The organism is Rhizorhabdus sp. GW822-FHT03C02, assembly GCF_058801765.1.
In genome coordinates this window covers 154017-175359 of sequence record NZ_JBXANN010000014.1, presented here as the reverse complement: position 1 = coordinate 175359, position 21343 = coordinate 154017, and the positions used below count along the sequence as shown (strand labels likewise).

The 21343-nt window shown below is 67.9% G+C and carries 23 protein-coding genes and 1 pseudogene; 10 read left to right on the top strand and 14 right to left on the bottom strand.

Annotated features, from left to right (window positions below; all coding sequences use genetic code 11):
• The first annotated feature begins 204 nt into the window (after positions 1-204).
• Entirely contained in the window at positions 205-1011 is an 807-nt protein-coding gene (locus AC1RM6_RS26465) for an alpha/beta fold hydrolase (protein WP_493106893.1), read from the top strand.
• Here the strand turns inward: AC1RM6_RS26465 and AC1RM6_RS26460 are convergent.
• On the bottom strand, positions 1008-1436 hold the full coding sequence (locus AC1RM6_RS26460) for a hypothetical protein (protein WP_493106891.1): 429 nt from the start codon (positions 1434-1436) through the stop codon (positions 1008-1010). The genes AC1RM6_RS26465 and AC1RM6_RS26460 overlap by 4 nt on opposite strands.
• A gap of 77 nt (positions 1437-1513) precedes the next feature.
• Here AC1RM6_RS26460 and AC1RM6_RS26455 point away from each other — a divergent pair, with 77 nt between their 5' ends.
• Positions 1514-1777 carry a hypothetical protein gene (locus AC1RM6_RS26455; RefSeq protein WP_493106889.1) on the top strand — a complete coding sequence of 88 codons (264 nt, stop codon included), beginning with the start codon at positions 1514-1516 and terminating at the stop codon, positions 1775-1777.
• A gap of 39 nt (positions 1778-1816) precedes the next feature.
• Here the strand turns inward: AC1RM6_RS26455 and AC1RM6_RS26450 are convergent, their stop codons facing one another.
• From AC1RM6_RS26450 to AC1RM6_RS26430, 5 genes and pseudogenes are all read right to left on the bottom strand, one after another.
• On the bottom strand, positions 1817-2020 hold the full coding sequence (locus AC1RM6_RS26450) for a hypothetical protein (RefSeq protein WP_493106905.1): 204 nt from the start codon (positions 2018-2020) through the stop codon (positions 1817-1819).
• Between the two features lie 105 nt (positions 2021-2125).
• Positions 2126-3130: pseudogene (locus AC1RM6_RS26445) on the bottom strand (glycosyltransferase family 4 protein); the annotation flags it as partial.
• A gap of 14 nt (positions 3131-3144) precedes the next feature.
• Positions 3145-4773: an alpha-amylase family glycosyl hydrolase gene (locus tag AC1RM6_RS26440; protein ID WP_493106887.1), complete on the bottom strand. Its 1629-nt coding sequence runs from the start codon at positions 4771-4773 to the stop codon at positions 3145-3147.
• A complete protein-coding gene (locus tag AC1RM6_RS26435; protein ID WP_493106885.1) occupies positions 4770-4994 on the bottom strand; it encodes a hypothetical protein in 225 nt (74 codons plus the stop codon). Before AC1RM6_RS26435 ends, AC1RM6_RS26440 begins: the two co-directional genes overlap by 4 nt.
• A 391-nt stretch (positions 4995-5385) precedes the next feature.
• A complete protein-coding gene (locus tag AC1RM6_RS26430) occupies positions 5386-6081 on the bottom strand; it encodes a hypothetical protein (RefSeq protein WP_493106883.1) in 696 nt (231 codons plus the stop codon).
• A 183-nt stretch (positions 6082-6264) separates the two neighbouring features.
• On the opposite strand from AC1RM6_RS26430, the gene poxB reads away from it, so the two are divergent.
• The 3 genes from poxB (at position 6265) to AC1RM6_RS26415 (ending at position 9264) form a co-directional block, all read left to right on the top strand.
• Positions 6265-7992, top strand: coding sequence for a ubiquinone-dependent pyruvate dehydrogenase (poxB, locus tag AC1RM6_RS26425; RefSeq protein WP_493106881.1), 1728 nt, complete (start codon positions 6265-6267; stop codon positions 7990-7992).
• A gap of 253 nt (positions 7993-8245) precedes the next feature.
• The gene (locus AC1RM6_RS26420) at positions 8246-8776 is read left to right on the top strand and encodes a Dps family protein (protein ID WP_493106880.1); all 531 of its coding nucleotides are present in this window, start codon (positions 8246-8248) and stop codon (positions 8774-8776) included.
• 131 nt (positions 8777-8907) lie between these two features.
• Positions 8908-9264 carry a hypothetical protein gene (locus AC1RM6_RS26415; protein ID WP_493106878.1) on the top strand — a complete coding sequence of 119 codons (357 nt, stop codon included), beginning with the start codon at positions 8908-8910 and terminating at the stop codon, positions 9262-9264.
• 44 nt (positions 9265-9308) lie between these two features.
• Here AC1RM6_RS26415 and AC1RM6_RS26410 read toward each other — a convergent pair whose 3' ends face one another.
• From AC1RM6_RS26410 to AC1RM6_RS26400, 3 genes are read right to left on the bottom strand one after another with little or no spacing between them, the layout of a single operon-like run.
• Complete coding sequence (locus AC1RM6_RS26410; RefSeq protein WP_493106876.1) at positions 9309-9761, bottom strand: hypothetical protein; 453 nt, start codon at positions 9759-9761, stop codon at positions 9309-9311.
• Positions 9762-9796: 35 nt separating this feature from the next.
• Positions 9797-10006: a helix-turn-helix domain-containing protein gene (locus AC1RM6_RS26405; RefSeq protein ID WP_493106874.1), complete on the bottom strand. Its 210-nt coding sequence runs from the start codon at positions 10004-10006 to the stop codon at positions 9797-9799.
• The gene (locus tag AC1RM6_RS26400; protein ID WP_493106872.1) at positions 10006-10527 is read right to left on the bottom strand and encodes a DUF2975 domain-containing protein; all 522 of its coding nucleotides are present in this window, start codon (positions 10525-10527) and stop codon (positions 10006-10008) included. The genes AC1RM6_RS26405 and AC1RM6_RS26400 overlap by 1 nt, the downstream gene beginning before the upstream one ends.
• Positions 10528-10885: 358 nt before the next feature.
• Here AC1RM6_RS26400 and AC1RM6_RS26395 point away from each other — a divergent pair, with 358 nt between their 5' ends.
• Positions 10886-11515: a hypothetical protein gene (locus AC1RM6_RS26395; protein ID WP_493106871.1), complete on the top strand. Its 630-nt coding sequence runs from the start codon at positions 10886-10888 to the stop codon at positions 11513-11515.
• A 423-nt stretch (positions 11516-11938) separates the two neighbouring features.
• Here AC1RM6_RS26395 and AC1RM6_RS26390 read toward each other — a convergent pair whose 3' ends face one another.
• The 4 genes from AC1RM6_RS26390 to AC1RM6_RS26375 form a co-directional block, all read right to left on the bottom strand.
• Complete coding sequence (locus AC1RM6_RS26390; protein ID WP_493106869.1) at positions 11939-12304, bottom strand: response regulator transcription factor; 366 nt, start codon at positions 12302-12304, stop codon at positions 11939-11941.
• An 83-nt stretch (positions 12305-12387) separates the two neighbouring features.
• A complete protein-coding gene (locus AC1RM6_RS26385; RefSeq protein ID WP_493106867.1) occupies positions 12388-13026 on the bottom strand; it encodes a response regulator transcription factor in 639 nt (212 codons plus the stop codon).
• The gene (locus AC1RM6_RS26380) at positions 13023-14891 is read right to left on the bottom strand and encodes a PAS domain-containing sensor histidine kinase (protein WP_493106866.1); all 1869 of its coding nucleotides are present in this window, start codon (positions 14889-14891) and stop codon (positions 13023-13025) included. Before AC1RM6_RS26380 ends, AC1RM6_RS26385 begins: the two co-directional genes overlap by 4 nt.
• Positions 14892-14991: 100 nt before the next feature.
• Positions 14992-15699 (bottom strand): sensor histidine kinase, encoded by a 708-nt coding sequence (locus AC1RM6_RS26375; protein ID WP_493106864.1) that lies wholly within the window; start codon positions 15697-15699, stop codon positions 14992-14994.
• Positions 15700-16065: 366 nt separating this feature from the next.
• Here AC1RM6_RS26375 and AC1RM6_RS26370 point away from each other — a divergent pair, with 366 nt between their 5' ends.
• The 3 genes from AC1RM6_RS26370 (at position 16066) to AC1RM6_RS26360 (ending at position 19258) form a co-directional block, all read left to right on the top strand.
• Positions 16066-16887 carry an alpha/beta fold hydrolase gene (locus AC1RM6_RS26370; protein ID WP_493106862.1) on the top strand — a complete coding sequence of 274 codons (822 nt, stop codon included), beginning with the start codon at positions 16066-16068 and terminating at the stop codon, positions 16885-16887.
• 70 nt (positions 16888-16957) lie between these two features.
• A complete protein-coding gene (locus AC1RM6_RS26365) occupies positions 16958-17260 on the top strand; it encodes a UBP-type zinc finger domain-containing protein (RefSeq protein WP_493106860.1) in 303 nt (100 codons plus the stop codon).
• 261 nt (positions 17261-17521) lie between these two features.
• Positions 17522-19258: a cytochrome c biogenesis protein DipZ gene (locus AC1RM6_RS26360; protein WP_493106858.1), complete on the top strand. Its 1737-nt coding sequence runs from the start codon at positions 17522-17524 to the stop codon at positions 19256-19258.
• 4 nt (positions 19259-19262) lie between these two features.
• Here AC1RM6_RS26360 and AC1RM6_RS26355 read toward each other — a convergent pair whose 3' ends face one another.
• Positions 19263-20174: a LysR family transcriptional regulator gene (locus AC1RM6_RS26355; RefSeq protein ID WP_493106856.1), complete on the bottom strand. Its 912-nt coding sequence runs from the start codon at positions 20172-20174 to the stop codon at positions 19263-19265.
• Between the two features lie 108 nt (positions 20175-20282).
• On the opposite strand from AC1RM6_RS26355, the gene AC1RM6_RS26350 reads away from it, so the two are divergent.
• Positions 20283-21329 (top strand): Rieske 2Fe-2S domain-containing protein, encoded by a 1047-nt coding sequence (locus AC1RM6_RS26350; RefSeq protein ID WP_493106854.1) that lies wholly within the window; start codon positions 20283-20285, stop codon positions 21327-21329.
• The last annotated feature ends 14 nt before the right edge of the window (positions 21330-21343 follow it).

Here is a 21343-nt window from a genome sequence, read left to right as displayed (position 1 = left end):
CCGTCATGCGAAAACTCATCGTCATCGCCAACGCCATGATCCGCGACGATCTCCGAAAACAACTGAGTTGATGACGGGTTTTGTGGGGGCCGGACCGGGCGCCGAAGTCTGGCACGGAACGGTGACCCCAAACCTTGATATGCGCTGACTCCGCGCCGGACATGGCTATGTCGGATCCCAGGGGGCGGGATCGAGGAGACAGTCATGCCCAGCATCACCCATCGACGGCCTGTCCGGCGTCCGGCCGGGATCATCGCCCTGGCGCTCGCGATGCTCGCGGCGCCGGTCGCCGCGCAGGCCGCGCCGGTGCGCAACATCGTGCTGGTCCATGGCGCGTTCGTCGACGGGTCGGGCTGGCGGCCGGTCTACGACATCCTCGTGCGCGACGGCTATCATGTCGCGATCGTCCAGGAGCCGCTGACCGGGCTCGACGACGATGTCGCGGCGACCCGGCGCATCCTCGATCGGCAGGACGGCCCGGCGATCCTGGTCGGTCACAGCTATGGCGGCGCGATCATCACCGAGGCCGGTAACGATCCCCGGGCCGCGGGGCTCGTCTATATCGCCGCGCATGCCCCCGATGCCGGCGAGACCGAGACCGGCAACGGCCGGCTGTTCCCCGCGGCCGGCCGCGACGCGATCGTGAAGACCGCCGACGGCTATGCCTATATCGATCCGGCACGCTACCATGCCGACTTCGCCGCCGACCTGCCGGCGGCCGAGGCCGCCTATGAGGCGCAGGCGCAGGGCTTCACCGCCGCCAAGGTCTTCACCACCCCGATCGCGGCCCCTGCGTGGAAGGCGAAGCCGAGCTGGTACATGGTCGCGAAGGCCGATCGCATCATCAGCCCCGATCTCGAACGCATGTATGCCAAGCGGGCGAAGAGCCGCGAGGTCGTCGAGATCGCCGGCGCCAGCCATTCGGTCTACCGCTCGCATCCCAAAGAGGTCGCGGCGCTGATCGAGGGTGCGGCGCGCGCGTTGGGCGGCGACCAGAGCAGCAAGTTCTAACGGACGTGCCGGAGGTCCTTGAAGTCTTCCGGCACATAATCGACCGTGCGCCTGGCATAGCGCACGACGATCTTGCTGATCTCGTTCCAGGCGCTCGCCTCGACCTCGGTGACGATGCCGGCGGTGCCCTTCATCGTCCGGGTCGAATGGTCGTCGACCAGCGTCTCGACGATGTCGCCGCGGATCGGGGTGCGTTCGGTCACCAGCGGGCGGGCGGCGAGCCGGGCGAAGACCAGCGCGCTGGTCTCGTCATAATGGCGCGCGATCGTCGCGGCGTCGTCGCCGGGATCGACCTGTACCGCGATGTCGGCGAACATCATCATCACCGGGCCGGCGGCCTCGCGCGCGGCGACGATCGCGAGCTGGACCGTCGCTTCGAAGCTGCGGCCGGTGACGGCGGGGATGGTGGGAACCGGTTGCGTCAAGAATCTGTCCTGCCCAAAGCCTGCAAGGGCTCTTATAGGATGACCCGACCCCACGTCTTCCTGTTTGAAAGGTGAAGATGCGCACGCGGCTCAGCATCTGCATCCGGAAAGCGCGCTACGCCACGCGGCATGAGGCGCTGGCCTTTGCCGAGCGGGTCGGGCTGCGGCTGCTCCCCTATCGCTGCGACCGATGCAGGCAGTTTCATCTGACCAGCCGCACCAAGGGCAAGTTCAGCGGTCGGCCGGCGGGGGATCCGGGCCGGGGCGGCGATAGCCTTATACGCGATCTCGAAGATGCTGACGCATCCTCGATCGATTTGCTGAAGCGCCGCACGGGCTGATACCGGATCTCGGCGAGTCGGGCTCACCAAGACTTGCTATTAGACTGCCCCGCTCAACGCGCGGGTCCGGGGACCCGGATTGAACGCCTGTTCGAAGCTCGAGAAATGGCTCTTGCAGTAGAGGTCGTACAGCCGTTGCTGATCGGGCGCGGCGCCTCCGCCAAGGATCGTGCCGACGAGCCCCTTGTCCATCCAGCTGAACGCGATCGCGAAGTCCGTCGGCGATCCCTCGCGATCGATCACCGAGCCGCTGTTCGCGCCGAGCCCGGTCGCGCAGCTCGCCGGCGGCCCGACCGTGCTCGGCCCGCGCAGGACCGGGGCGTCGAAGCGGGCGGTAGCGCGCCGGCCGTCGAGGATCGCGCGGTAGAGCGCGAGATATTCGTCAGCCATGCGGTCGACGCCGAAGCGTGCGACCGCGGCGCTGCGGCAGGCGGCGCGGTCGATTTCGCCGATCCGGCCGATCGCGGCGACCGCTTCGTCGAAACTGTCGACCAGGAAGCCGGTGACGCCGTCGTCGATCAGCTCCGCCATCGATCCGCGCCGATAGGCGATGACCGGGGTGCCGCACGCCATCGCCTCGACCACCGACAGGCCGAACGGCTCGTCGAAGCCGATCAGATGGAGCAGCGCATAAGCCTGGCCGAGGGTGCGGGCGCGATCGGCGCCGCCGACGACGCCGACATGGACGATGCGGTCGCCGTCGATATGCGGGGCGATCTCGCGCGCATGATAGCCCTCGTCCTGGACGATGCCGGCCATGACCAGCCGGCGGCCGGTCGCCTGCGCGGCCCTGACCGCGTCGGCGGCGCCCTTGTCGGGGTGGCTGCGGCCGAAGAACAGCAGGTCGTCGCTGCCGGTCGGATCGAACGGGAAGTCGGCAATGTCGATGCCATGGTGGATCGTCGCGGCATAATTCAGATCGGGGCAGCGATCGGCGTCGCTGATCGCGACATAGGCGACGCGATCGTCATAGCGGCGGTAGATCGGCAGGATCCGCGGCGACGAGAAGCCGTGGATCGTCGTGACCATCGGCGTGTCGACCAGCCGGGAGAAGGCGAGCGGCACGAAATCGGCATGGTTGTGGATGATGTCGAACTCGCCGGCGCGCTCGAAGAGATGGGCGATATGCTGCATCTCCCAGACCTTGGCGTCGATCGTCGGATCTTCCGAATAGCCGGCGGGCACCAGCGCGGCGAGGTGGCCGTCGGTCAGCGAATCCGCGGTGGCGAACAGGGTGACGTCGACCCCGCGCGCGACCAGCGCCTCGGTGAGCAGGCTCGTCACCAGTTCCCACGGGCCATAGCCGCGCGGCGGGGTCCGCCACGAGATCGAACTGAGCATCGCGACCCGCAGCGGCGGCGTGCCGCTCATGCCGGAAGCGCCAGGATCAGGCCTTCGTCGGGGAGCAGCGTCGGGCGCCGGTCGATCGCGGGCGAGGCGTCGAGCGTCGAGAGCATGATCCGCGCGCCGTCGGGCACCGCCGGCATCCGGGCCTCGCCGGCGCCGAGGTTGAGCAGGACCAGCAGGCGCTCGTCGCCGTGGCGGCGCTCATAGGCGAGGACATCGCCCTCGGCGGCGACCGGATGATAGAGGCCGATCGCCAGCGCGGGGTGGGCGCGGCGCAGCGCCAGCAGCGTCCGGTACAGCGTCAGCATCGATCGCGGATCATCCGCCTGCGCCGCGACATTGCGCAGCGGCCAGTCGGCATGGAGCGGCAGCCAGGGCTCGGTGTTGCTGAAGCCGCCATGACCGGAGCCGTCCCATGCCATCGGGGTGCGCGCCGGGTCGCGGCCGAGGCCGAGGCCGGGTTCGCGAAGCTCGCGCGGATCGCGCAGCCGATCGGGCGGGATCGCGATATCGCCGATGCCGATCTCGTCGCCCTGATAGAGGGTCGGGGTGCCGCGCAGGGTCAGCAGCAGCATCGCCGCGACCCGCGCCTGAGCCTGTCCGAGCCGGCCGGCGACGCGGCGCGCATCATGGCTGCCGAGTACCCAGTTGGGCCAGCCGCCGGGCGGCAGCGCGGCTTCATAGCTGTCGATGAAGTTCGCCAGCGTCCGCGCGTTCCACGGCGCCTCGATCAGTTCGAAATTGAACGGCAGATGCACGCCCGGCCGGTCTTCGCCGCCATAATAGGTCATGAGCTTGTCGAGTGGCAGGCAGATCTCGCCGATCAGCACCCGCCCGTCTTTCTGGCCGTCGCCGGCACCATAGCCATCGGCCAGCGCGCGCATCTCGGCGATCGCGGCATGGACCTCGGGCTGGTCGGTCGAATGATGCTGCAACAGGCTGAATTTCTCGCCCATTGCCGGCCGATAGGCGGGGTTGGGCGGATTGTCGGGCAGCCCCTCGGCCTTGATGATGTGCCACAGCACGTCGATCCGAAAGCCGTCGACGCCGCGATCGAGCCAGAAGCGCACCACGTCGATCATCGCCCGGCGCAGATCGGGGTTGCGCCAGTTGAGGTCGGGCTGCTGCTTCAGGAAGGCGTGATAATAATATTGGCCGCTGGGCGGGTCATAGTCCCAGGCCGAACCGCCGAAATCGCTGATCCAGTTGTTGGGCGGCCCATCGGCGCCGGGATCGCGCCAGATATACCAGTCGCGCTTCGCGCTGTCGCGTGACGTGCGGCTGTCGACGAACCAGGGGTGCTGGTCCGAGCTGTGGTTCGGGACATAATCGAGGATCAGCCTGAGCCCGCGGGCGTGGACCGCCGCGAGCAGCCGATCGAAATCGGCAAGCGACCCGAACAGCGGATCGACGTCGCAATAATCGGCGACGTCATAGCCGAAATCGGCCATCGGCGACGGGTAGAAGGGCGACAGCCAGATCGCGTCGACCCCCAGCCCGGCCATATGATCGAGCCGTTGCTCGATCCCGGCGAGATCGCCGACGCCGTCGCCATCGCTATCCTGAAAAGACCGCGGATAGACCTGGTAGACGACGCCGCTTTCCCACCATCTGGCGGTGGCGTCCTTGGGCGGTCCGCCCGCGGTCAAACCTTGTCGGCGGCGACGCGCTGCGGACGCAGCAGCAGCGCTGCCTCTCCGATATCGGCCTCGTTCATGGTCTCGCCGGTCTTCAGGTTGACGATCGACGTCTTGAGCTTGGGGATGCGCTCGCCGATGAAGCCCGCGGCGAGGTGGACCGCCTCGTCGAAGCTGTTGCGCGTGTGGAGCGCGGCGCCGACCGGCCCCTTGCGCTTGATTTGGAAAGCCATGAAATATCCGATCTGTCGGCGCATATGGGGATGCGTGCGCCTGTAAACAACGGCCGGCACCCGGTTTCGGGCGCAGCGGGCAAGTCGACGCGTTGCCGCGTCGAGCCTGTGCCTAATCGTCGAGAGGGTTGTTGTCCTGTGGCGCCTGCTGTTCGGCCGCTTTGCGGTCCAGCTTGGCCTGCGCCTTCTTCGCTGCTTCGGCAGCCTTGTTCTTCTCGCGCTCGCGGCGTTCGAAGTCGTAATTGGGTTTCTTGGGCGTGGCGATCGCTCCTGGAGGGGCCGGTCGCGAAGCGCACCGACCGCAGGCATGGGATGAGGTTGCGTCCGCCTACACGCAAGTGCCGCCGCCCGCCATGATAATCGGGCGGCGCGCTCCTCCGCTATCGCCGGCTCACCGCTGGGTATAGTTCCAGTCGGCCGGGGTCATCGCCGGCGCGGTCGAAGGGCGCGCGGTCGCGGCCTTGCTCTGGACGCCGAGCGCGGCGTCGATCGTCTTGCCGACCGCGTGGATCGTATCGAGGGTCTTAGGATCGGCGCCGGCGACATAGGCCGCCGCATAAGCCGGGCCCGAGATCGGGCCGCCGGTGATGCGGTCGATCGTCTCGACCGTCTTTGCCAGATCGGTCTGGTTCGCGGGGACCGAACGGTCGACCGACAGCGATGGCTGGACATTGCCGCACGCGTCGATCGGCTGGCCCTGCGCGTTGAACAGCCCGGCCGGGGTCTCGATATTGGCGAGCGGCGAGGCGGTCAGCGCCTCGATCGTCGAGGGCACCGACAGCGACGCCTGGTCGATCGCCGCCTGGAGCTGGCCGACCTGGACCGGGCTGAGCTGCGCCTCGACCTCGGCCTGCAGGCTTGCCGCCAGTTCGGCGGTGGGCGCGGTCGCCTGCGCCGTCGCCACCGCCTGGCCGAGCGCATCGACATCGACCCCGGCGGGGCCGGTCGCGCCGTCGACCATGCCTTGCGCCATGCTGCTGACGGCGCTGGCTTCGGCCGCGGCATCGCTCGTCGCCGAACTGGCGCCCGCACCGCCGACCCCGCCTACACCGCCGACGCCACCCGTCGAACCGCTCGAATCCGTCATCGCCTGTCTCCGTCGCAAGATATCGATGGCGGTGATTATGGGGATGGGCGCCCGGCTTCGCGCTAGTCGATCCGACTAAGTTCCTCCGGACTCGGTCATATCTTGGTATGAACTGCATCGGGGTGTCGACGCGTTATACCGGACGCGCCGTGGCGTTTCCTCGCGGCCTTCAGGAGATATCGCATGCCGACAGTCGCGGACCAGATGGTCGATACGCTGGCCGCCGCGGGGGTGAAGCGGGTCTATGGGATCGTCGGCGACAGCCTCAACGGTTTCACCGATTCCTTGCGGCGCAAGGGCGGGATCGATTGGCTCCATGTCCGGCACGAGGAGGTCGCGGCGTTCGCGGCGGCCGGCGAGGCGCATGTCACCGGCGACCTCGCGGTGTGCGCGGGGAGCTGCGGGCCAGGCAATCTCCATTTGATCAACGGGCTGTTCGACGCGCATCGATCGCGGCTGCCGGTGGTCGCGATCGCCGCGCATATCCCGTCGGCCGAGATCGGATCGGGCTATTTCCAGGAAACCCACCCCGAACAGCTCTTCCGCGAATGTTCGAGCTATTGCGAACTGATCTCGACCCCCGAGCAGATGCCGCGTGCGCTCGAGGCGGCGATCCGCCGCTCGGTCGCCGAGCGCTGCGTGTCGGTGCTGGTGATCCCCGGCGACGTCGCGTTGCAGCCGGCGCCCGACGCGCCCGCACCGCAGCCGCACGCGCTGCTGTTGCCCAAACCGGCGGTGGTGCCGCCCGCCGACGCGATCGACCGGCTGGCGGCTTTGCTCAACGAAAGCGAGCGCGTCACCCTGCTGTGCGGGGGCGGGGTCGAGGGCGCGCATGACGAAGTGATCGCGCTGGCGCGCGCGCTCAACGCGCCGATCGTCCATGCGCTGCGCGGCAAGGAGCATATCGAGTGGGACAATGCGTATGACGTCGGCATGACCGGGCTGATCGGCTTCTCCTCGGGCTATTATGCGATGGGGGCGTGCGACGCGCTGCTGATGCTCGGCACCGATTTCCCCTATCGCCAATTCTATCCCAAGGGGGTGCGGGTCGCGCAGATCGACTTGCGCGCGGAGAATATCGGCAAGCGGGTCGCGGTCGAGCAGGGGCTGATCGGCGATGTCGGACACAGCGTCGCCGCGCTGCTGCCCAAGATCGTCGCCAAGACCGATGACTGCCATTTGAAGGCATCGCGCGACCATTATGTCGCGGCGCGCGCCGAGCTCGATGCGCTCGCGCAGGGCCATGCCGGCGGCCGGCTCCATCCCCAGCATGTCATGCGGGTGATCAGCGAGCAGGCGAACGACGATGCGATCTTCACCGCCGATGTCGGGCTGCCGACGGTGTGGAGCGCGCGCTATCTGGCGATGACCGCGAAGCGCCGGCTGCTCGGGTCGTTCTGGCACGGCTCGATGGCCAATGCGATGCCGCACGCGATCGGCGCGCAGGCGGCGCAGCCGGGGCGCCAGGTGATCTCGCTGTCGGGCGATGGCGGCTTCTCGATGCTGATGGGCGACCTGCTGTCGCTCCGGCAGCTCGACCTGCCGGTCAAGGTGATCATCTTCAACAATGGCGCGCTCGGCTTCGTCGAGGTCGAGCAGAAATCGTCGGGCTTCGTCGATTTCGGCACCGGCTTCGACAATCCCGATTTCGCGGCGATGGCCGAGGCCGCCGGCATCAAGGGCATCCGCATCGCCGACCCCGCCGACCTCGAACGCGGCATCGCCGAGGCGCTCGCGCATGACGGCCCGGTCGTCGTCGACGCGGTGGTCGAGCGGATGGAGCTGGCGATGCCGCCCAAGGTGACGCTCGAGATGGCGAAGGGCTTCACCCTCTACATGGTCAAGGCGGTGCTGAGCGGACGCGGGGGCGAGGTGATCGAGCTGGCCAAGGCGAACCTGCTGCGGCGGTGATTGGGTCCACTTCGTCAACTCTCTCTCGTCATCCCGGCGGAGGCCGGGATCTCGGTAGGCAAGCGCGCGCCCTATCCGCCTGAGATCCCAGGCGATGCCTGTCCTCGGACGGGGCAACGCCCCGATCCGGGGGCCGGGATGACGAAGGGGGGCACCCCATCCATACCTCCGTATAATTTGGATCGTTCCGCCGGCGGCCTATCTCCAGCCCCAAGGAACGGCGCTTTGCCGCCCCATTCGAAGGAGACGCACGATGACCAGCATAGTCACCACCGGCACCAAGCTCGCCGAACGCTTCCTCGGCACCCCGAGCGACCTCGGCGGCGATGCGACCCGCGATATCTCGGCGGGGCTGGCGGGGCTGCTCGCCGATGTGTTCGCGCTCTACCTCAAGACCAAGAATTTCCACTGGCATATGAGCGGACCGAATTTCCGCGACTATCATCTGCTGCTCGACGAGCAGGGCGAGCAGATCTTCGCGATGACCGATCCGATCGCCGAGCGCGCGCGCAAGATCGGCGGCACCACGATCCGCTCGATCTCCGACATCGCCGGCCGCCAGCGCATCCTCGACAACAATGCCGACTATGTCGATCCGCAGGACATGCTCGCCGAGCTCCATGGCGACAACAAGCAGCTCGTCGCCGAGATGCGCCGCGTCCATGAGCTGTGCGACGAATATAGCGATGTCGCGACCGCCAGCCTGATCGAGGTGTGGATCGACGAGACCGAGCGCCGCAGCTGGTTCCTCTACGAGAGCTGCCGCCCGACCGCGGTGCGGTGATCGGGACGGCATGAATTGGAAAAGGGGCGTCATCGTCGATGGCGCCCCTTTTCCTTCTTGCGGCCTCCCGTCACCGGCCGGGATATGAATTGGCGTTTGCCGGGTCGAACACATGCCGATAGCGTCGCTGGATGGCCAAAGCTGATCGTCTCGCCCGTCTCGATGTTCGCCGTCTGGAACTCGAAGCGGACTATGTCGCCGCGCTTGTCGATGCGCTGCGGACCACCGCCGCGGGCAAATGGGGCCTGTTCGATCACAACCGCGATCGCGCGGCGCGCGCGGCGATCGCACCCGTCATCGCCAATCTGACCGACCTCGGCGAGGAAATCGACAAGGCGAGGGAAACGCTGCTGATGCCGGTCTTCGAACTCCATCAGGAGTTTGTCGCGTCGCGCGGTCCGGTCGGTCCCCAATCGGTCGGCGAACCCAAACAGGCGCAGGCCTGGCTCGATCGTTTGGCATCGGTTGCCGCAGACGAAGGACGCTAAGTCCTTCCGGAAGGCGCCTGCGGCGAACCATAGCCCATGGTCGGTCAGGCGATGCTCGCGCCGGTGGACCCCGATTTTCCATCGGTACGACGGTTCGGCCACCACGGATCCGCCGCCTTGCGGACATAGGTGTCGAACACATGGTCCCAGGGGATCAGGAACGGGAAGACCAGCGCGATCAGGCAGGCGAAGACCGTGCCCATGAAGCTCGGGTCGAGCCGGTCGGCCGACCACAAGGGCAGCGCGATCCGCAATAGCCAGATCGCCTTCCACGCCATTTCGAACATCAGCAGCGGCAGCATGCGCAGCGGGTATTTGAGGCCGATCAGCGCGAGCAGACCCATCGCGCACAGCATCGACAGCGCGGCGCCGTGCATCAGCTCGAGCTGCGGGCCTTCGGCGATCAGTTGCGGCCACATGTTGATACCGAGGCCGACGACGAGCAGGGCATAGCCGCTGCGCAGCAGGTTGAGCCGCCAGATGGAAATCGTCTTCATGGGATGGGTTCCTGTAAATGGGGTGTGTCGGACGATCAGTCGTTCGGCTTGAACATCAGGATGTCGCCGGGCTGGCAGTCGAGTGCCGTGCAGATCGCCTCCATGGTCGAGAAGCGGACCGCCTTGCCCTTGCCGGTCTTGAGGATCGAAAGATTGGCGAGGGTGACGCCGATCGCGTCGGACAATTGGGTGAGGCTCATGCCCTTGCGTTCGAGCACCTCGTCGAGGGTGACGATGATCGGCATCAGATCGTCCCCTCGATCTCTTCGCGCATCACGGCACCGGCGGTGAAGATGCGGGCGAGGACGAAGATCATCAGCACCGAGATCCAGCCGCCGAGCGAGATGCCGACATCGGGGGCGGCGTCGCCGAGGCTGGGGAAGGCGCGGCCGATGAGCGCGGCCGGCAGGTCGAGCAGCTGGAGCGCGAGCAACGCCCAGCCGATCCGGCGCAGCCGCCCGGCATTGGCCTCGATGAAGGGGTCGCCTGCCGCCACCGTCGCGACCATCTCGCCGAGCGCGCGCAGCAGCACGAAGATCGCTGCCGCCATCGCCACGCCCAGCAGCAGCATCCAGCGCCCGCCGATCACCCGCGATGCGACGTCGGGTCCGGTGCCCTCGCCGAGCAGCATCGTCGTGAACTGCCCGGCGAACAGCCAGGAAGCGGCGAGCCCGGCGAGCGCGGCGGCGAGGAAGATCATATTGGCGACCGATGCGGCGCGGACCGCCAGCACCGACGAACGAACCAGGGTATTTCGATGGATCATGGCATTTTCTCCTTATCGATATTCGATAAAGAAGGTCGGTGGGTGCGTCAAAGGATTTTATCGAAAAACGATAAATTTCGGTCGAACCATGAATCCGGTAGGCGCCGAGATTCCGATTCACGTCAGGGATGGCGATGCCGTGAAGTCCGCCGAAATCCCGGATTCCTGCTGTTTCCGTTACAGTCCGTTACGCAGCCATCGCCACAACCGCACGAGGCCACGCTTCGTCGCAAGCCCTCTGGACCCGCGCGCGCCGAGGCCATCCATCTCGCGCCGGGCCGCCATCCCGGGCGGCTCGTGTAGAACGGGGTATTTCCAGATGAAGCGATGGATGCTTTCGATCGCGTGCGTAGGCGCGATGACCGTCACCGCGTGCCACAAGAAGCCGGCCGATCCCGCTGGCACCAACGAAGCCGCGGCCAATGCCGCTACGCCCGTGGTGGAGGCGCCGCCGGTCGACGCCACGGCCGAGCCCGCCAATGCCGTCGCCGCACCGGCCGCGCCGTTCGACATGAGCAAGGTCGCGGTCTCGACGGTCAAGCTCGGCAGCTTCCCCTATCTGTCGCTGCCGACCGGCTATGCGCCGCGCAGCGAGAAGACCCTCGATATCGCGCGCTACCCGGTCTGGGTCGGCGACCATTTCCTATGGGTCGAGGGCAAGGTCTACGATGCCGGCATCCACAATGCCGAGGGCAAGGATTATTCGCGCTACGAGTTGCAGAAGAATGTCGAGGCGCTGGTCGCGCTCGCCGGTGGGGTGAAAATCTCCGAAGGCAAGGTGTCCGACGAGAACCAGAAGGCGATCCAGGACGCCCGCCAGACCTTCGACGACAGCGTCAGCTCGATCGGCAGCGAACCGGTCGAGACCTTCCTGATCCACCAGAAGGACCGCGACATCTGGATCCAGTTCACGACCACCGACGGCTATGGCGCCTGGGGGATCGTCGAGGCCAAGCCGTTCGTGGCGACGGCGAAGCTGCTGCCCTGAGGGGGCGGGGCGCGGGCGTCCGTAATGTTTGAGCCAACGAACCGCGTCCCACGGCCGTCACTCCGGACTTGTTCCCATAGGCGCTAACTAGCCGATGGAGCGCTTCTTCTTCCCCTCTCCCGCTCTTCGCGGGAGAGGCCGGGTGAGGGTCTTCTTCTTCTTCTATCTGCTGCACGGTGAGACAGAGAAAACAGAAGAAGACCCTCATCCAAACCTTCTCCCGCAAAGAGCGGGAGAAGGCTTCAGAAGAAGCGCCCCCGCGGCTATGTTAGCACCTATGGCACGTGTTCCGAGGTCCACCGGATCGCGCTCGCAAAGATCGCAAGTCTGGCGATACCGGCACAGTGAACCTCGGAACACGTCCGGGGTGACGGTAAGTCGTTGTAATGCGCTGGCGCCGTGTCCGCGGATGCTCGCCGCCGCCTAACCCACTGCCCGCTCGATCGCGTCGAGCAGCGCGTCGGGATCGATCGGCTTGGCCAGGAAGGCCGCCGCGCCCGCGCGCAGCGCCTGGTCGCGGGCGGCGTCGGTCGGGTAGGCGGTCATCAGGATGATCGGCTGGAGCCAGCCGCGCCGGCCGATCTCGGCCTGGAGGTCGAGCCCGGTCAGCCCCGGCATGTGCAGGTCGGTGACGATACAGGCCAGCTCGCCTTCGGTGCCGCAACCGAGCAACGCCTCGGCGCTGGCGAAGCCGCGGGCGACGAAGCCGGCCGAGCGCATCAGGCTGTCGAGGCTGCCCCGCACGTCGGCATCGTCGTCGACGATCGCGATGATGGGGGACTGACTCACGGGCTGAACTCCGAAGGAACCGGCAGGGCGGGGGCCCTGCAAAGGCAACAGATGGGCCGGTCCGGGCGCTGCCGGTATCATACTCAAATATTATACCGGTGGATGTTCTCGTCGCGGATCGCGAGCAGCTCGGCCATGCGGACGAGGTCGGCGAGCGACTGCGCCGCCATCTTGCGCATGACGTTGCCGCGGTGGATCTTCACGGTGATCTCGGACAGGCCCATGCGCGCCGCGACCTGCTTGTTCATCAGCCCGGTGACGACGAAGCCCATCACCTCGCGCTCGCGCGGGGTCAGGCCTTTATAGAGGCCCTCGAGCGCGGCGTTGCCCGCGGCCTCGGCACGGCGCGCGCGGTCCTTCTCGATCGCCGCGGCGACCGCGGCGAGCATCTGGTCGTCGCTGAACGGCTTGGGCAGGAAGTCGAGCGCGCCGGCCTTCATGCCGCGCACCGTCATCGGGATATCGCCATGGCCGGTCATCAGGATCACCGGGATCGCATGGCCGCCCGCCGCGAGCCGTTCCTGGAAGTCGAGCCCGTTCTCGCCGCGCAGCCTGATGTCGAGCACCAGGCACGAGGCGATCGCCGGCACCCCGGCGGCGAGGAAGGCCTCGGTCGATTCGTGGAGCGCGACCGCGAGCCCGGTCGAGCGGAACAGACTGCCGAGCGCACCGCGCACCTCGGCATCGTCGTCGATCACGCAGACGCAGCCGTCTTCGGTCATGCCGCTGCCCTTTCATCATCTGCCACGGGAAGAAGGAAGCGGAAGGTCGCACCACCCTGGTCGTTGCCGGCGGCGGTGAGGGTGCCGCCATGCCGCTCGACGATCGAGCGGCAGATCGACAGGCCCATGCCCATGCCGTCGGCCTTGGTGGTGAAGAAGGGCTGGAACAGCGCGTCGGGATCCTTGCCGGCCAGGCCATGGCCGCAATCATGGACCTCGACCACCACCCCGTCGCCTTCGCGCCGCGCCTCGACGCACAGCTCGCGCCGTGGCAGCTCGGCCATCGCCTGTTCGGCGTTGAGCATCAGGTTCATCAGCACCTGCTGGATCTGCACCCGGTCGCCGAGCACCGCGGGCAGTTCGGCGGCGACCGAACGGCGGATCGCGACGTCGTGCGCCTGCAGGTCGCGGTGGAGCAGCGCGATCGTTTCGTCGATCAGCGGGGCGAGCGCGATCCGGTTCTGCTTCGGATCGGCGTTGCGCGCCATCGTGCGGATGCGGTCGATCACCTCGGCGGCGCGGGTGCCGTTCGACCCGATATGGTCGAGGCAGTCGGACACCTCGGCGGCGGCGGGGGCCTCGCGCGCCAGCCAGCGTTTGCCCGACTTGGCATAGGTGATGATCGCCGACAGCGGCTGGTTGACCTCGTGGGCGATCGACGCCGCGAGCTGCCCGAGCATCGTCACCCGCGCGACATGGGCGAGTTCGGTCTGCGCCTGGGCGAGCCGTGCCTGGGCCTGGTTGCGTTCGGTGACGTCCATCGCCATCACCAGCACCCTTTTCCAGCCGTCATGATCGGGCGGCAGCGTCACCCGCAGCAGCACGTCGATCGTCTCACCGGCGGCGGTCACGAAGCGGGTCTCCTCCTCGACGGTGCCGTCGCCCGCGAGCAGCGCGGCGAGGATATGGCCGAGCGTCGCCTCGGACGCCGGGCTGTGGTGCGCGACGATCGTGCCGCCGATCAGATCGGCGCGGCCGGCGAGCCCGAACAGCCGCGCGGCGGCGTCGTTGGCGTCGCGGATCGTCGCGGTGCGGGCGATAAGGTCGATCGTCTCGGGCGTCGGCGTCTCGCCTGGACGCAGCAGCGCATAAGCGGTCGACCAGTCGCCCTCCCAGATCGGAAAGCCCGCGGCGTTGAAGATCGTGCGATAGCGTTCTTCGGACCGGCGGCGCTCCTCGGCGGCCTCGCGCTGGGCGGTGAGGTCGGCGCTGGTCTCGATCACGCCGATCGTCCGGCCTTCATGGTCGTGGCGGGCGAGCCAGCGGCTGGCCAGCACGATGCGCTCGCCGGTCTTGCGGGTGCGGCTGATCTCGCCCGACCAGCTGTCGGCGCCGGCGATATGCGCGGCGGCATCCTCATGGCCGTCGGTGGCGAGCAAGTCATGCGATGTGCGCCCGAGCGCCTCGTCGCGGCGCCAGCCATAAAGCTGCTGCGCGCCATCGTTCCAGTAGAGGATCTTGTCGTCGCGGTCGCGGATGATCACCGTGTCATGGGTGAGCTCGAGCATCCGCGCCTGTTCGGTAAGCGTGTCGCGCGCCGACCGGTTGCGCACCGACAGGATCGTCGCGACGCCGATCGCGAACAGGCTGACCCCGAGCCGCATCGCCGCCGATCCGAGCGGTTCGGACCAATGGCTGTCGCAATAGCCGGCGATCGCCAGACCCGAGCAGACCAGGCCGGCGGCGGCGACCACCTCGCGCGAATTGGTCAGCGCGACCAGCAGCACCACGGTGGTGTAGAGCACCGCGACCGCGCCCTGCAGCGGGCTTTCGATGTCGAGCGCGAAGATCGCGAACGCCATGATCCCGGCCGCCAGGCTCTGCCACCGCGCCGTCTGCCGGCGCGCCTCCGCATATCCGCTCATCGTCGCTCCACGCCAGGGCCGGTTCCAGGACAGCCACACGGGTTCCACGCTGGCGGCGGGTAAATTGGCGAAAGGCGGTCGGGGGCGCAACGACAAAGCCTCAGCGCGCGGCGTGATAGGGAGCGGCGGCCTGGCCGGCCGGCCCGGCGGGGGCGTGGACGCGCATCACGAAGCGGGTGCCGGCATGGGCCTCGTCCCAGTCGGGGCGCCCGCCGAGCCGCGCCGCCATCATCTCGATCAGCCGCCCGCCCAGGCCGCTGCCCTGCGGCGCCTGGCCGGGGACCATGCCGCACCCGTCATCCTCGACCTCGAGCCGGTAGCCGCCGCCGGGCGCGGCCGCCAGGCGGATGCGGACGTCGCCGGCCTGGCCGGGCGCATAGGCATATTTGCAGGCATTGCCGACCAGTTCGGAGACGATGATGCCGATCGAGGTCGCTTCTTCGGGGGCGACCACCACCGGCGCCGCCTCGACGAGGATCTGGCGCCCGGCATCGCTGTCGGCGCAACCCTGTTCGAGGTCGCGGCCGAGATCGCGCAGATAGACCGCGAGGTCGACCGCGCCGGTCTCGCCCGCCTGGTAGAGCTGGCGATGGACCCCGGCGATCGCGCCGATCCGCTGGCGGGTACGGTCGAGCGCGACCTGCGCGACCGGATCGACGATCGCACGCGCCTCGATCGAGATCATCGCTGAGATCAGCTGCAGGCTGTTGGCGATGCGGTGGTTGATCTCGTCGGCGCTGCTCGGGTCGGCGAGCGGCGGCAGCACCATCATCGGCGCGGCGTGGGTCGCGAAGTCGGTCATGGTCATCGGCTGGTCCTCCCGTCAGCCTTGCCCTGCTGACGGAGCATGTGATCGGGCATCGCAGCGGCCGTCGCCATCATACGCAGGTTTGGGGTGGCACCGACTTTGGTGGCGGGGTGGTGGGGCATGGTCCGTCCACATTCGTCATCCCGGCGGAGGCCGGGATCTCATGCGGACAAGGCGCGCGCTTGCCTCCTGAGATCCCGGCCTCCGCCGGGATGACGAGGGTGGGGCGGCGCTCCTCCCTGCTTCCGACCCAGCGGCAGCCGCCCGTCCCAAACCTTCATATGATACCGCCCGCACCGCCCCACGCCGATATCCGGCTCATCGGACGGGCATGCCGCCCAGGTCCGCTCGGTTACGGAGGATATCATGGCCTACTTCACCACCAGCGACGGCACCCGGCTCTTCTACAAGGATTGGGGGCAGGGGCAGCCGGTGCTGTTCAGCCATGGCTGGCCGCTGAGCGGCGACGCCTGGGATGCGCAGATGCAGTTTCTCGGCAGCAACGGCTTTCGCGTGATCGCGCATGACCGGCGCAGCCATGGCCGGTCGGACCAGAGCTGGGACGGCAACCATATGGACCGCTATGCCGCCGACCTCGCCGAGCTGATCGAGCATCTCGACCTCAGGGACATCGTCCTGGTCGGCCATTCGACCGGCGGCGGCGAGATCGCCCATTATGTCGGGACCCATGGTTCGGCGCGGGTGTCCAAGCTGGCGCTGGTCAGCGCTGTGCCGCCGCTGATGGTCAAGACCGACGCCAATCCCGCCGGCACCCCGATCGCGGTGTTCGACGGCATCCGCCAGTCGGTGCTCGACAACCGCTCGCAATTCTACCTCGACCTGAGCCTGCCCTTTTTCGGCTTCAACCGTCCGGGTGCGGTGCGCTCCGAAGGCACCCGCCAGGAATTCTGGCGCGAGGGGATGCAGGGCGGCATCAAGGGCCAATATGACTGTGTCCGCGAGTTTTCCGAGGTCGACTACACCGCCGATCTGCGCAAGATCGACGTGCCGACGCTGGTCGTCCATGGCGACGACGACCAGATCGTCCCGATCGACGCCGCCGGCCGGCGATCGGCCGAGATCGTCCCGAACGCGACCCTCATCGTCTATCCGGGCGCGCCGCACGGGCTGCCGATCACCCATCATGACCGGCTCAACGCCGATCTGCTGGCGTTCATCCGGGGTTGAAACCCGCGCCGCGCATCCCGAGGATGCGCGGCGTCTACCGTCACACCACCATCACAGGGGAATCATGCGCATGAGCGGTTGCAGCCACAGCAGGACGATCGAAGAGGTGACCCCGAGCGCGAAGGGTTGCGAGGAGTGCCTGAAGATCGGCAGTCCCTGGGTCCATCTGCGGCTGTGCCGGACCTGCGGCCATGTCGGCTGCTGCGACCAGTCGCCGCACCGCCACGCCACCGCTCATTATCATGCGACCCATCATCCGATCATCGAGGGCTATGACCCGCCCGAGGGCTGGGGCTGGTGCTATGTCGACGAGATCGAGGTCGATCTGCCCGACCAGACCCCGCAATGGGGGCCGATCCCGCGTTATGTGTGAGGCGGCTTTCAGATCCTCCCCGGCTTTGCTGGGGAGGGGGACCGCCCTTAGGGCGGTGGAGGGGTCGCGCAGAGCCTCGACGACTGAGGTGATCTTGCGGTTGGAAGACCCCTCCACCACCTTCGGTGGTCCCCCTCCCCGAAGCTTCGCTTCAGGGAGGATCGGAATCTCGCTTAACCCCGAATTCGGTCGTTCGTAACCCACGCCGCTCGTGCCCCGTATAGCGATCGACGACACCCCCAAACCAGGACGACCGCCCCGATGATCTTGCTGCTCCTGTCCTATCTTGGCGGCGCGCTGACGATCGTCAGTCCGTGCATCCTGCCGGTGCTGCCGTTCGTGTTCGCGCGCGCCGATCAGCCTTTCCTGCGCAGCGGGCTGCCGCTGCTGCTCGGCATGGCGGTGACCTTCGCGGGGGTGGCGACGCTGGCGGCGGTCGGGGGCGGCTGGGCGGTGCAGGCGAACAGCTATGGCCGGATCGCGGCGCTGCTGATCCTCGCCGGTTTCGGGCTGCTGCTGCTGTTTCCCGCACTCGCCGATCGCGCGACCCGGCCGCTGGTGGCGCTCGGGTCGCGGCTGTCGCAGTCGGCGACCGACGGCCGGAGCAATGCCTCGACCTTCGCCGCCTCGCTGCTGCTCGGGGTCGCGACCGGGCTGTTGTGGGCGCCGTGCGCGGGGCCGGTGCTCGGGCTCGTGCTGACGGGGGCCGCTCTGCAGGGGGCGAGCGTCGGCACCTCGTTGCTGCTGCTCGCTTATGCCGCGGGGGCGGCGACCTCGCTCGCGCTCGCGCTGCTGGTCGGCGGCCGGGTGTTCGCGGCGATGAAGCGCTCGCTCGGGATCAGCGAATGGGTGCGGCGCGCGCTCGGCGCCGCGGTGCTGGTCGGGGTGGTGGCGATCGCGCTCGGGCTCGACACCGGGCTGCTGACCCGAATCTCGCTGTCGGGCACCGCGCGCGTCGAACAGTCGCTGCTCGATCGTTTCCACCCGGCCGACGACATGCCGTCGGCGGCGATGCGCGCAAGCGGGCCGCTCGGGGGCGAGGGGACATTTCCGTCGCTCGCAGGCGCCACCGGCTGGATCAATTCGCCGCCGCTGACCCCCGAAGCGCTGCGCGGCAAGGTCGTGCTGGTCGATTTCTGGACCTATAGCTGCATCAACTGCCTGCGCAGCCTGCCCTATGTCCGGGCCTGGGCCGAGAAATACAAGGCGCAGGGGCTGGTGGTGATCGGCGTCCACGCCCCCGAATTCGCGTTCGAGAAGGATCCCGCCAATGTCCGCAAGGCGGTCGCCGATCTCGGCATCGCCTATCCGGTCGCGCTCGACAACGACCGGGCGATCTGGCGCGCGTTCGACAATCATTACTGGCCGGCGCATTATTTCATCGATGGCCGCGGTCGCATCCGCCACCATCATTTCGGCGAGGGCGACTATGCCGGATCGGAAAAGCTGATCCAGCGGCTGCTCGCCGAAAATGGCGATGCGGTCGGCGACATGCGCACGGTCAGGGTCGCCGCCGAAGGGGTCGGGGCCGCCGGCGCCGGGCGCGCGGTCGGTTCGCCCGAAACCTATATCGGCTATGCCCGCGCGGCGAAATTCGCCTCCCCCGGCGGCGCGGTCCGCAACGTCGCGCATGATTATGCCGCGCCGGCGCTCGGCAAGCTCAACGCCTGGGGGCTGGCGGGCCGCTGGACGGTCGGCCGCGAGCATGCCACCGCCGATGCCGCGCCGGCGCGGATCGTCTACCGCTTCGCCGCGCGCGACGTCCATCTGGTGCTGGGTCCTGCAAGCGACGGCCGCGCGATCCGCTTCCGGGTGACGATCGACGGCAAGGCGCCGGGCGCCGACCATGGCGTCGATGTCGCCGCCGACGGCAGCGGCACCGTGACCGGGCAAAGGCTCTACCAGCTCGTCCGCCAGGCGGGCGGGGTGCGTGAGCGCAGCTTCGCGATCGAGTTCCTCGATCCGGGCGTCCAGGCCTTCGCCTTCACTTTCGGGTGAGGGATTACGCGTCGAGGAGCATGAGCTGCGCCTCGACCCGGTCGAGCACCATCCGCGCCGCGACCGACAATTGGCGGGCGGGATCGACGCACAAGGCGAGCGCGAGCGGGCGCAGCACCGCGTCGCTCAGCCGCACGAAGCCGAGTTCGCCGCGGCGGACCTCGTCGACGACGTCGATCCAGGCGAGGATGGCGATGCCGACCCGTTCGCGGACCAGCGTCTTGATCAGCTGGATATTGTCCGATCGCGCCGCTGCGCGCATCGCCACCCCGCTGCTCGCCTCGAGCGCCTTGACCTGATCGCACAAAGCCAGCGGCTCGGCGGGGGCGATCATGTCGACGCCCGAGCAGCGACTGAACCGCACGCTGTCGAGCGCCGTCCATGCATGGTCGGCCGGGGTGACGAAGCCGAGATGGATGTCGGCATGCGCGCGCACCTGCAGGTCGCGGGCCGATTGCGGGTCGAGTGCGATCCCGAAATCGACATCGCCCGACGATATCGCGCGCATTACCTCGCGATTGTCGCGGACGTTGATCTCGAAGGTGATCCCCGGCAGCTCGGCGCGGATGTCGCGAACGATCCCGGGGACCAGCGCCTGCGCAAGCGCGTCGATCACCGCGATCCGGACATGGCCGCGCCGCAGCCCCTTGAGATCGTCCATCCGGGTGACGACCTGGTCGAATTCGCGGTGCCAGCGCTGCCCGGCGTCGAGCAGCATCTCGCCCGCCGCGGTCACCCGCACCCCGGTCGGCAGCCGCTCGAACAGGGCGATGCCGAGGTCGCGCTCGGCCTTGAGCAGCTGGCGGTCGATCGCCGATGCCGAGACGTTGAGCTGTTCCGACGCCTTCCGGATCGATCCGAGCCGCGCCACCACCACGAAATAGCGCAGGAATCGCGAGAAGCTGACCGGGGTCATGGGTGCGCTCATTTTTGCAACGGGTGGTGGAATTCTATGATATGGAATTCATCGCACCCGTCCAGCAAGAGTGTCGCGCGCCGCATGACGCGGCCGGGGACGATCGACATGCTGGATATCGTGAAACGCCGTGCGCTGCCGCGCGGCTGCACCTTCGACGAGGCCGACTGGCATATCCTGGCGCGCCACTGGTATCCGGTCGCGCTGGTCCGCGAGGTCGATGCCGGGCCGGTCGGGGCGACCCTGCTCGACGAGAAATTGATCGTCTATCGCACCGCCGACGGCGCGCTCACCGTCGCCAACGACCTCTGCCCGCATCGCGGGGTGCCGCTGAGCATGGGGAGCTTCGACGGCCATGCGATCGCCTGCGCCTATCATGGCCTGCGCTTCGGCGCCGAAGGCCGTTGCATCAGGATTCCGGCGCATCCCGACAAGGCGATCCCGGCGCAATTCCATCTCGCCACTTATCCCGCGGTCGAGGCCTATGGCCTGGTCTGGACCTGCCTCGCGCCCGAGGATGACGGGCCGGCGATCCTGCCGCCGATGCCGCACTGGAACGATGCCGGCTTCCAGCAGATCACCTGCCCGTGGATGGATATTTTCGGCTTTGCCGGACGCCAGCTCGAAGGCTTTCTCGACGTTGCCCATTTCGGCTTCGTCCACAGCGCGACCTTCGGCGATCCCGACAATGTCGAGGTGCCGGCCTATAAGCCGGTGCGGCACGAATATGGCTTCGCGGTCGACTATCGCAGCTCGGTCGGCAATTATCCGATCGGCGCGGTCGAGCGCGGCCGCGCCGGGTTCGAATGGCTGCGGCATTTCAGCGTGCACCTGCCGTTCACCGCGACCCTGACCGTCCATTTCCCCGACGACGGGCGTCTCGTCATCATGAACGCGGCGAGCCCGGTATCGGCGCGGGTGACCCGGCTGTTCGCGCCGATCGCGCGCAATTTCGACACCGACCGGCCGGTCGAGGACGTCTACGACTTCAATCGCCGGGTGTTCGAGGAGGACAGGGCGATCGTCGAGGCGCAACGCCCCGAATGCCTGCCGCTCGACCCGCAGATGGAGGCGCATATCCCGGCCGACCGCAGCTCGATGGCCTATCGGCGGGGGCTGCGCGACATGGGGCTGAGCCGCTTCTTCATCGCCTGAGACGCGGCGCAGGC

Coding starts and splice junctions, on each gene's coding strand:
- AC1RM6_RS26350 (WP_493106854.1), top strand. CDS start 20,283: ATGCTGGATATCGTGAAACGCCGTGCGCTGCCGCGCGGCTGCACCTTC.
- poxB (WP_493106881.1), top strand. CDS start 6,265: ATGCCGACAGTCGCGGACCAGATGGTCGATACGCTGGCCGCCGCGGGG.
- AC1RM6_RS26385 (WP_493106867.1), bottom strand. CDS start 13,026: ATGACCGAAGACGGCTGCGTCTGCGTGATCGACGACGATGCCGAGGTG.
- AC1RM6_RS26400 (WP_493106872.1), bottom strand. CDS start 10,527: ATGATCCATCGAAATACCCTGGTTCGTTCGTCGGTGCTGGCGGTCCGC.
- AC1RM6_RS26410 (WP_493106876.1), bottom strand. CDS start 9,761: ATGAAGACGATTTCCATCTGGCGGCTCAACCTGCTGCGCAGCGGCTAT.
- AC1RM6_RS26355 (WP_493106856.1), bottom strand. CDS start 20,174: ATGACCCCGGTCAGCTTCTCGCGATTCCTGCGCTATTTCGTGGTGGTG.
- AC1RM6_RS26465 (WP_493106893.1), top strand. CDS start 205: ATGCCCAGCATCACCCATCGACGGCCTGTCCGGCGTCCGGCCGGGATC.
- AC1RM6_RS26375 (WP_493106864.1), bottom strand. CDS start 15,699: ATGACCATGACCGACTTCGCGACCCACGCCGCGCCGATGATGGTGCTG.
- AC1RM6_RS26365 (WP_493106860.1), top strand. CDS start 16,958: ATGAGCGGTTGCAGCCACAGCAGGACGATCGAAGAGGTGACCCCGAGC.
- AC1RM6_RS26420 (WP_493106880.1), top strand. CDS start 8,246: ATGACCAGCATAGTCACCACCGGCACCAAGCTCGCCGAACGCTTCCTC.
- AC1RM6_RS26360 (WP_493106858.1), top strand. CDS start 17,522: ATGATCTTGCTGCTCCTGTCCTATCTTGGCGGCGCGCTGACGATCGTC.
- AC1RM6_RS26370 (WP_493106862.1), top strand. CDS start 16,066: ATGGCCTACTTCACCACCAGCGACGGCACCCGGCTCTTCTACAAGGAT.
- AC1RM6_RS26430 (WP_493106883.1), bottom strand. CDS start 6,081: ATGACGGATTCGAGCGGTTCGACGGGTGGCGTCGGCGGTGTAGGCGGG.
- AC1RM6_RS26455 (WP_493106889.1), top strand. CDS start 1,514: ATGCGCACGCGGCTCAGCATCTGCATCCGGAAAGCGCGCTACGCCACG.
- AC1RM6_RS26435 (WP_493106885.1), bottom strand. CDS start 4,994: ATGGCTTTCCAAATCAAGCGCAAGGGGCCGGTCGGCGCCGCGCTCCAC.
- AC1RM6_RS26380 (WP_493106866.1), bottom strand. CDS start 14,891: ATGAGCGGATATGCGGAGGCGCGCCGGCAGACGGCGCGGTGGCAGAGC.
- AC1RM6_RS26405 (WP_493106874.1), bottom strand. CDS start 10,006: ATGCCGATCATCGTCACCCTCGACGAGGTGCTCGAACGCAAGGGCATG.
- AC1RM6_RS26415 (WP_493106878.1), top strand. CDS start 8,908: ATGGCCAAAGCTGATCGTCTCGCCCGTCTCGATGTTCGCCGTCTGGAA.
- AC1RM6_RS26395 (WP_493106871.1), top strand. CDS start 10,886: ATGACCGTCACCGCGTGCCACAAGAAGCCGGCCGATCCCGCTGGCACC.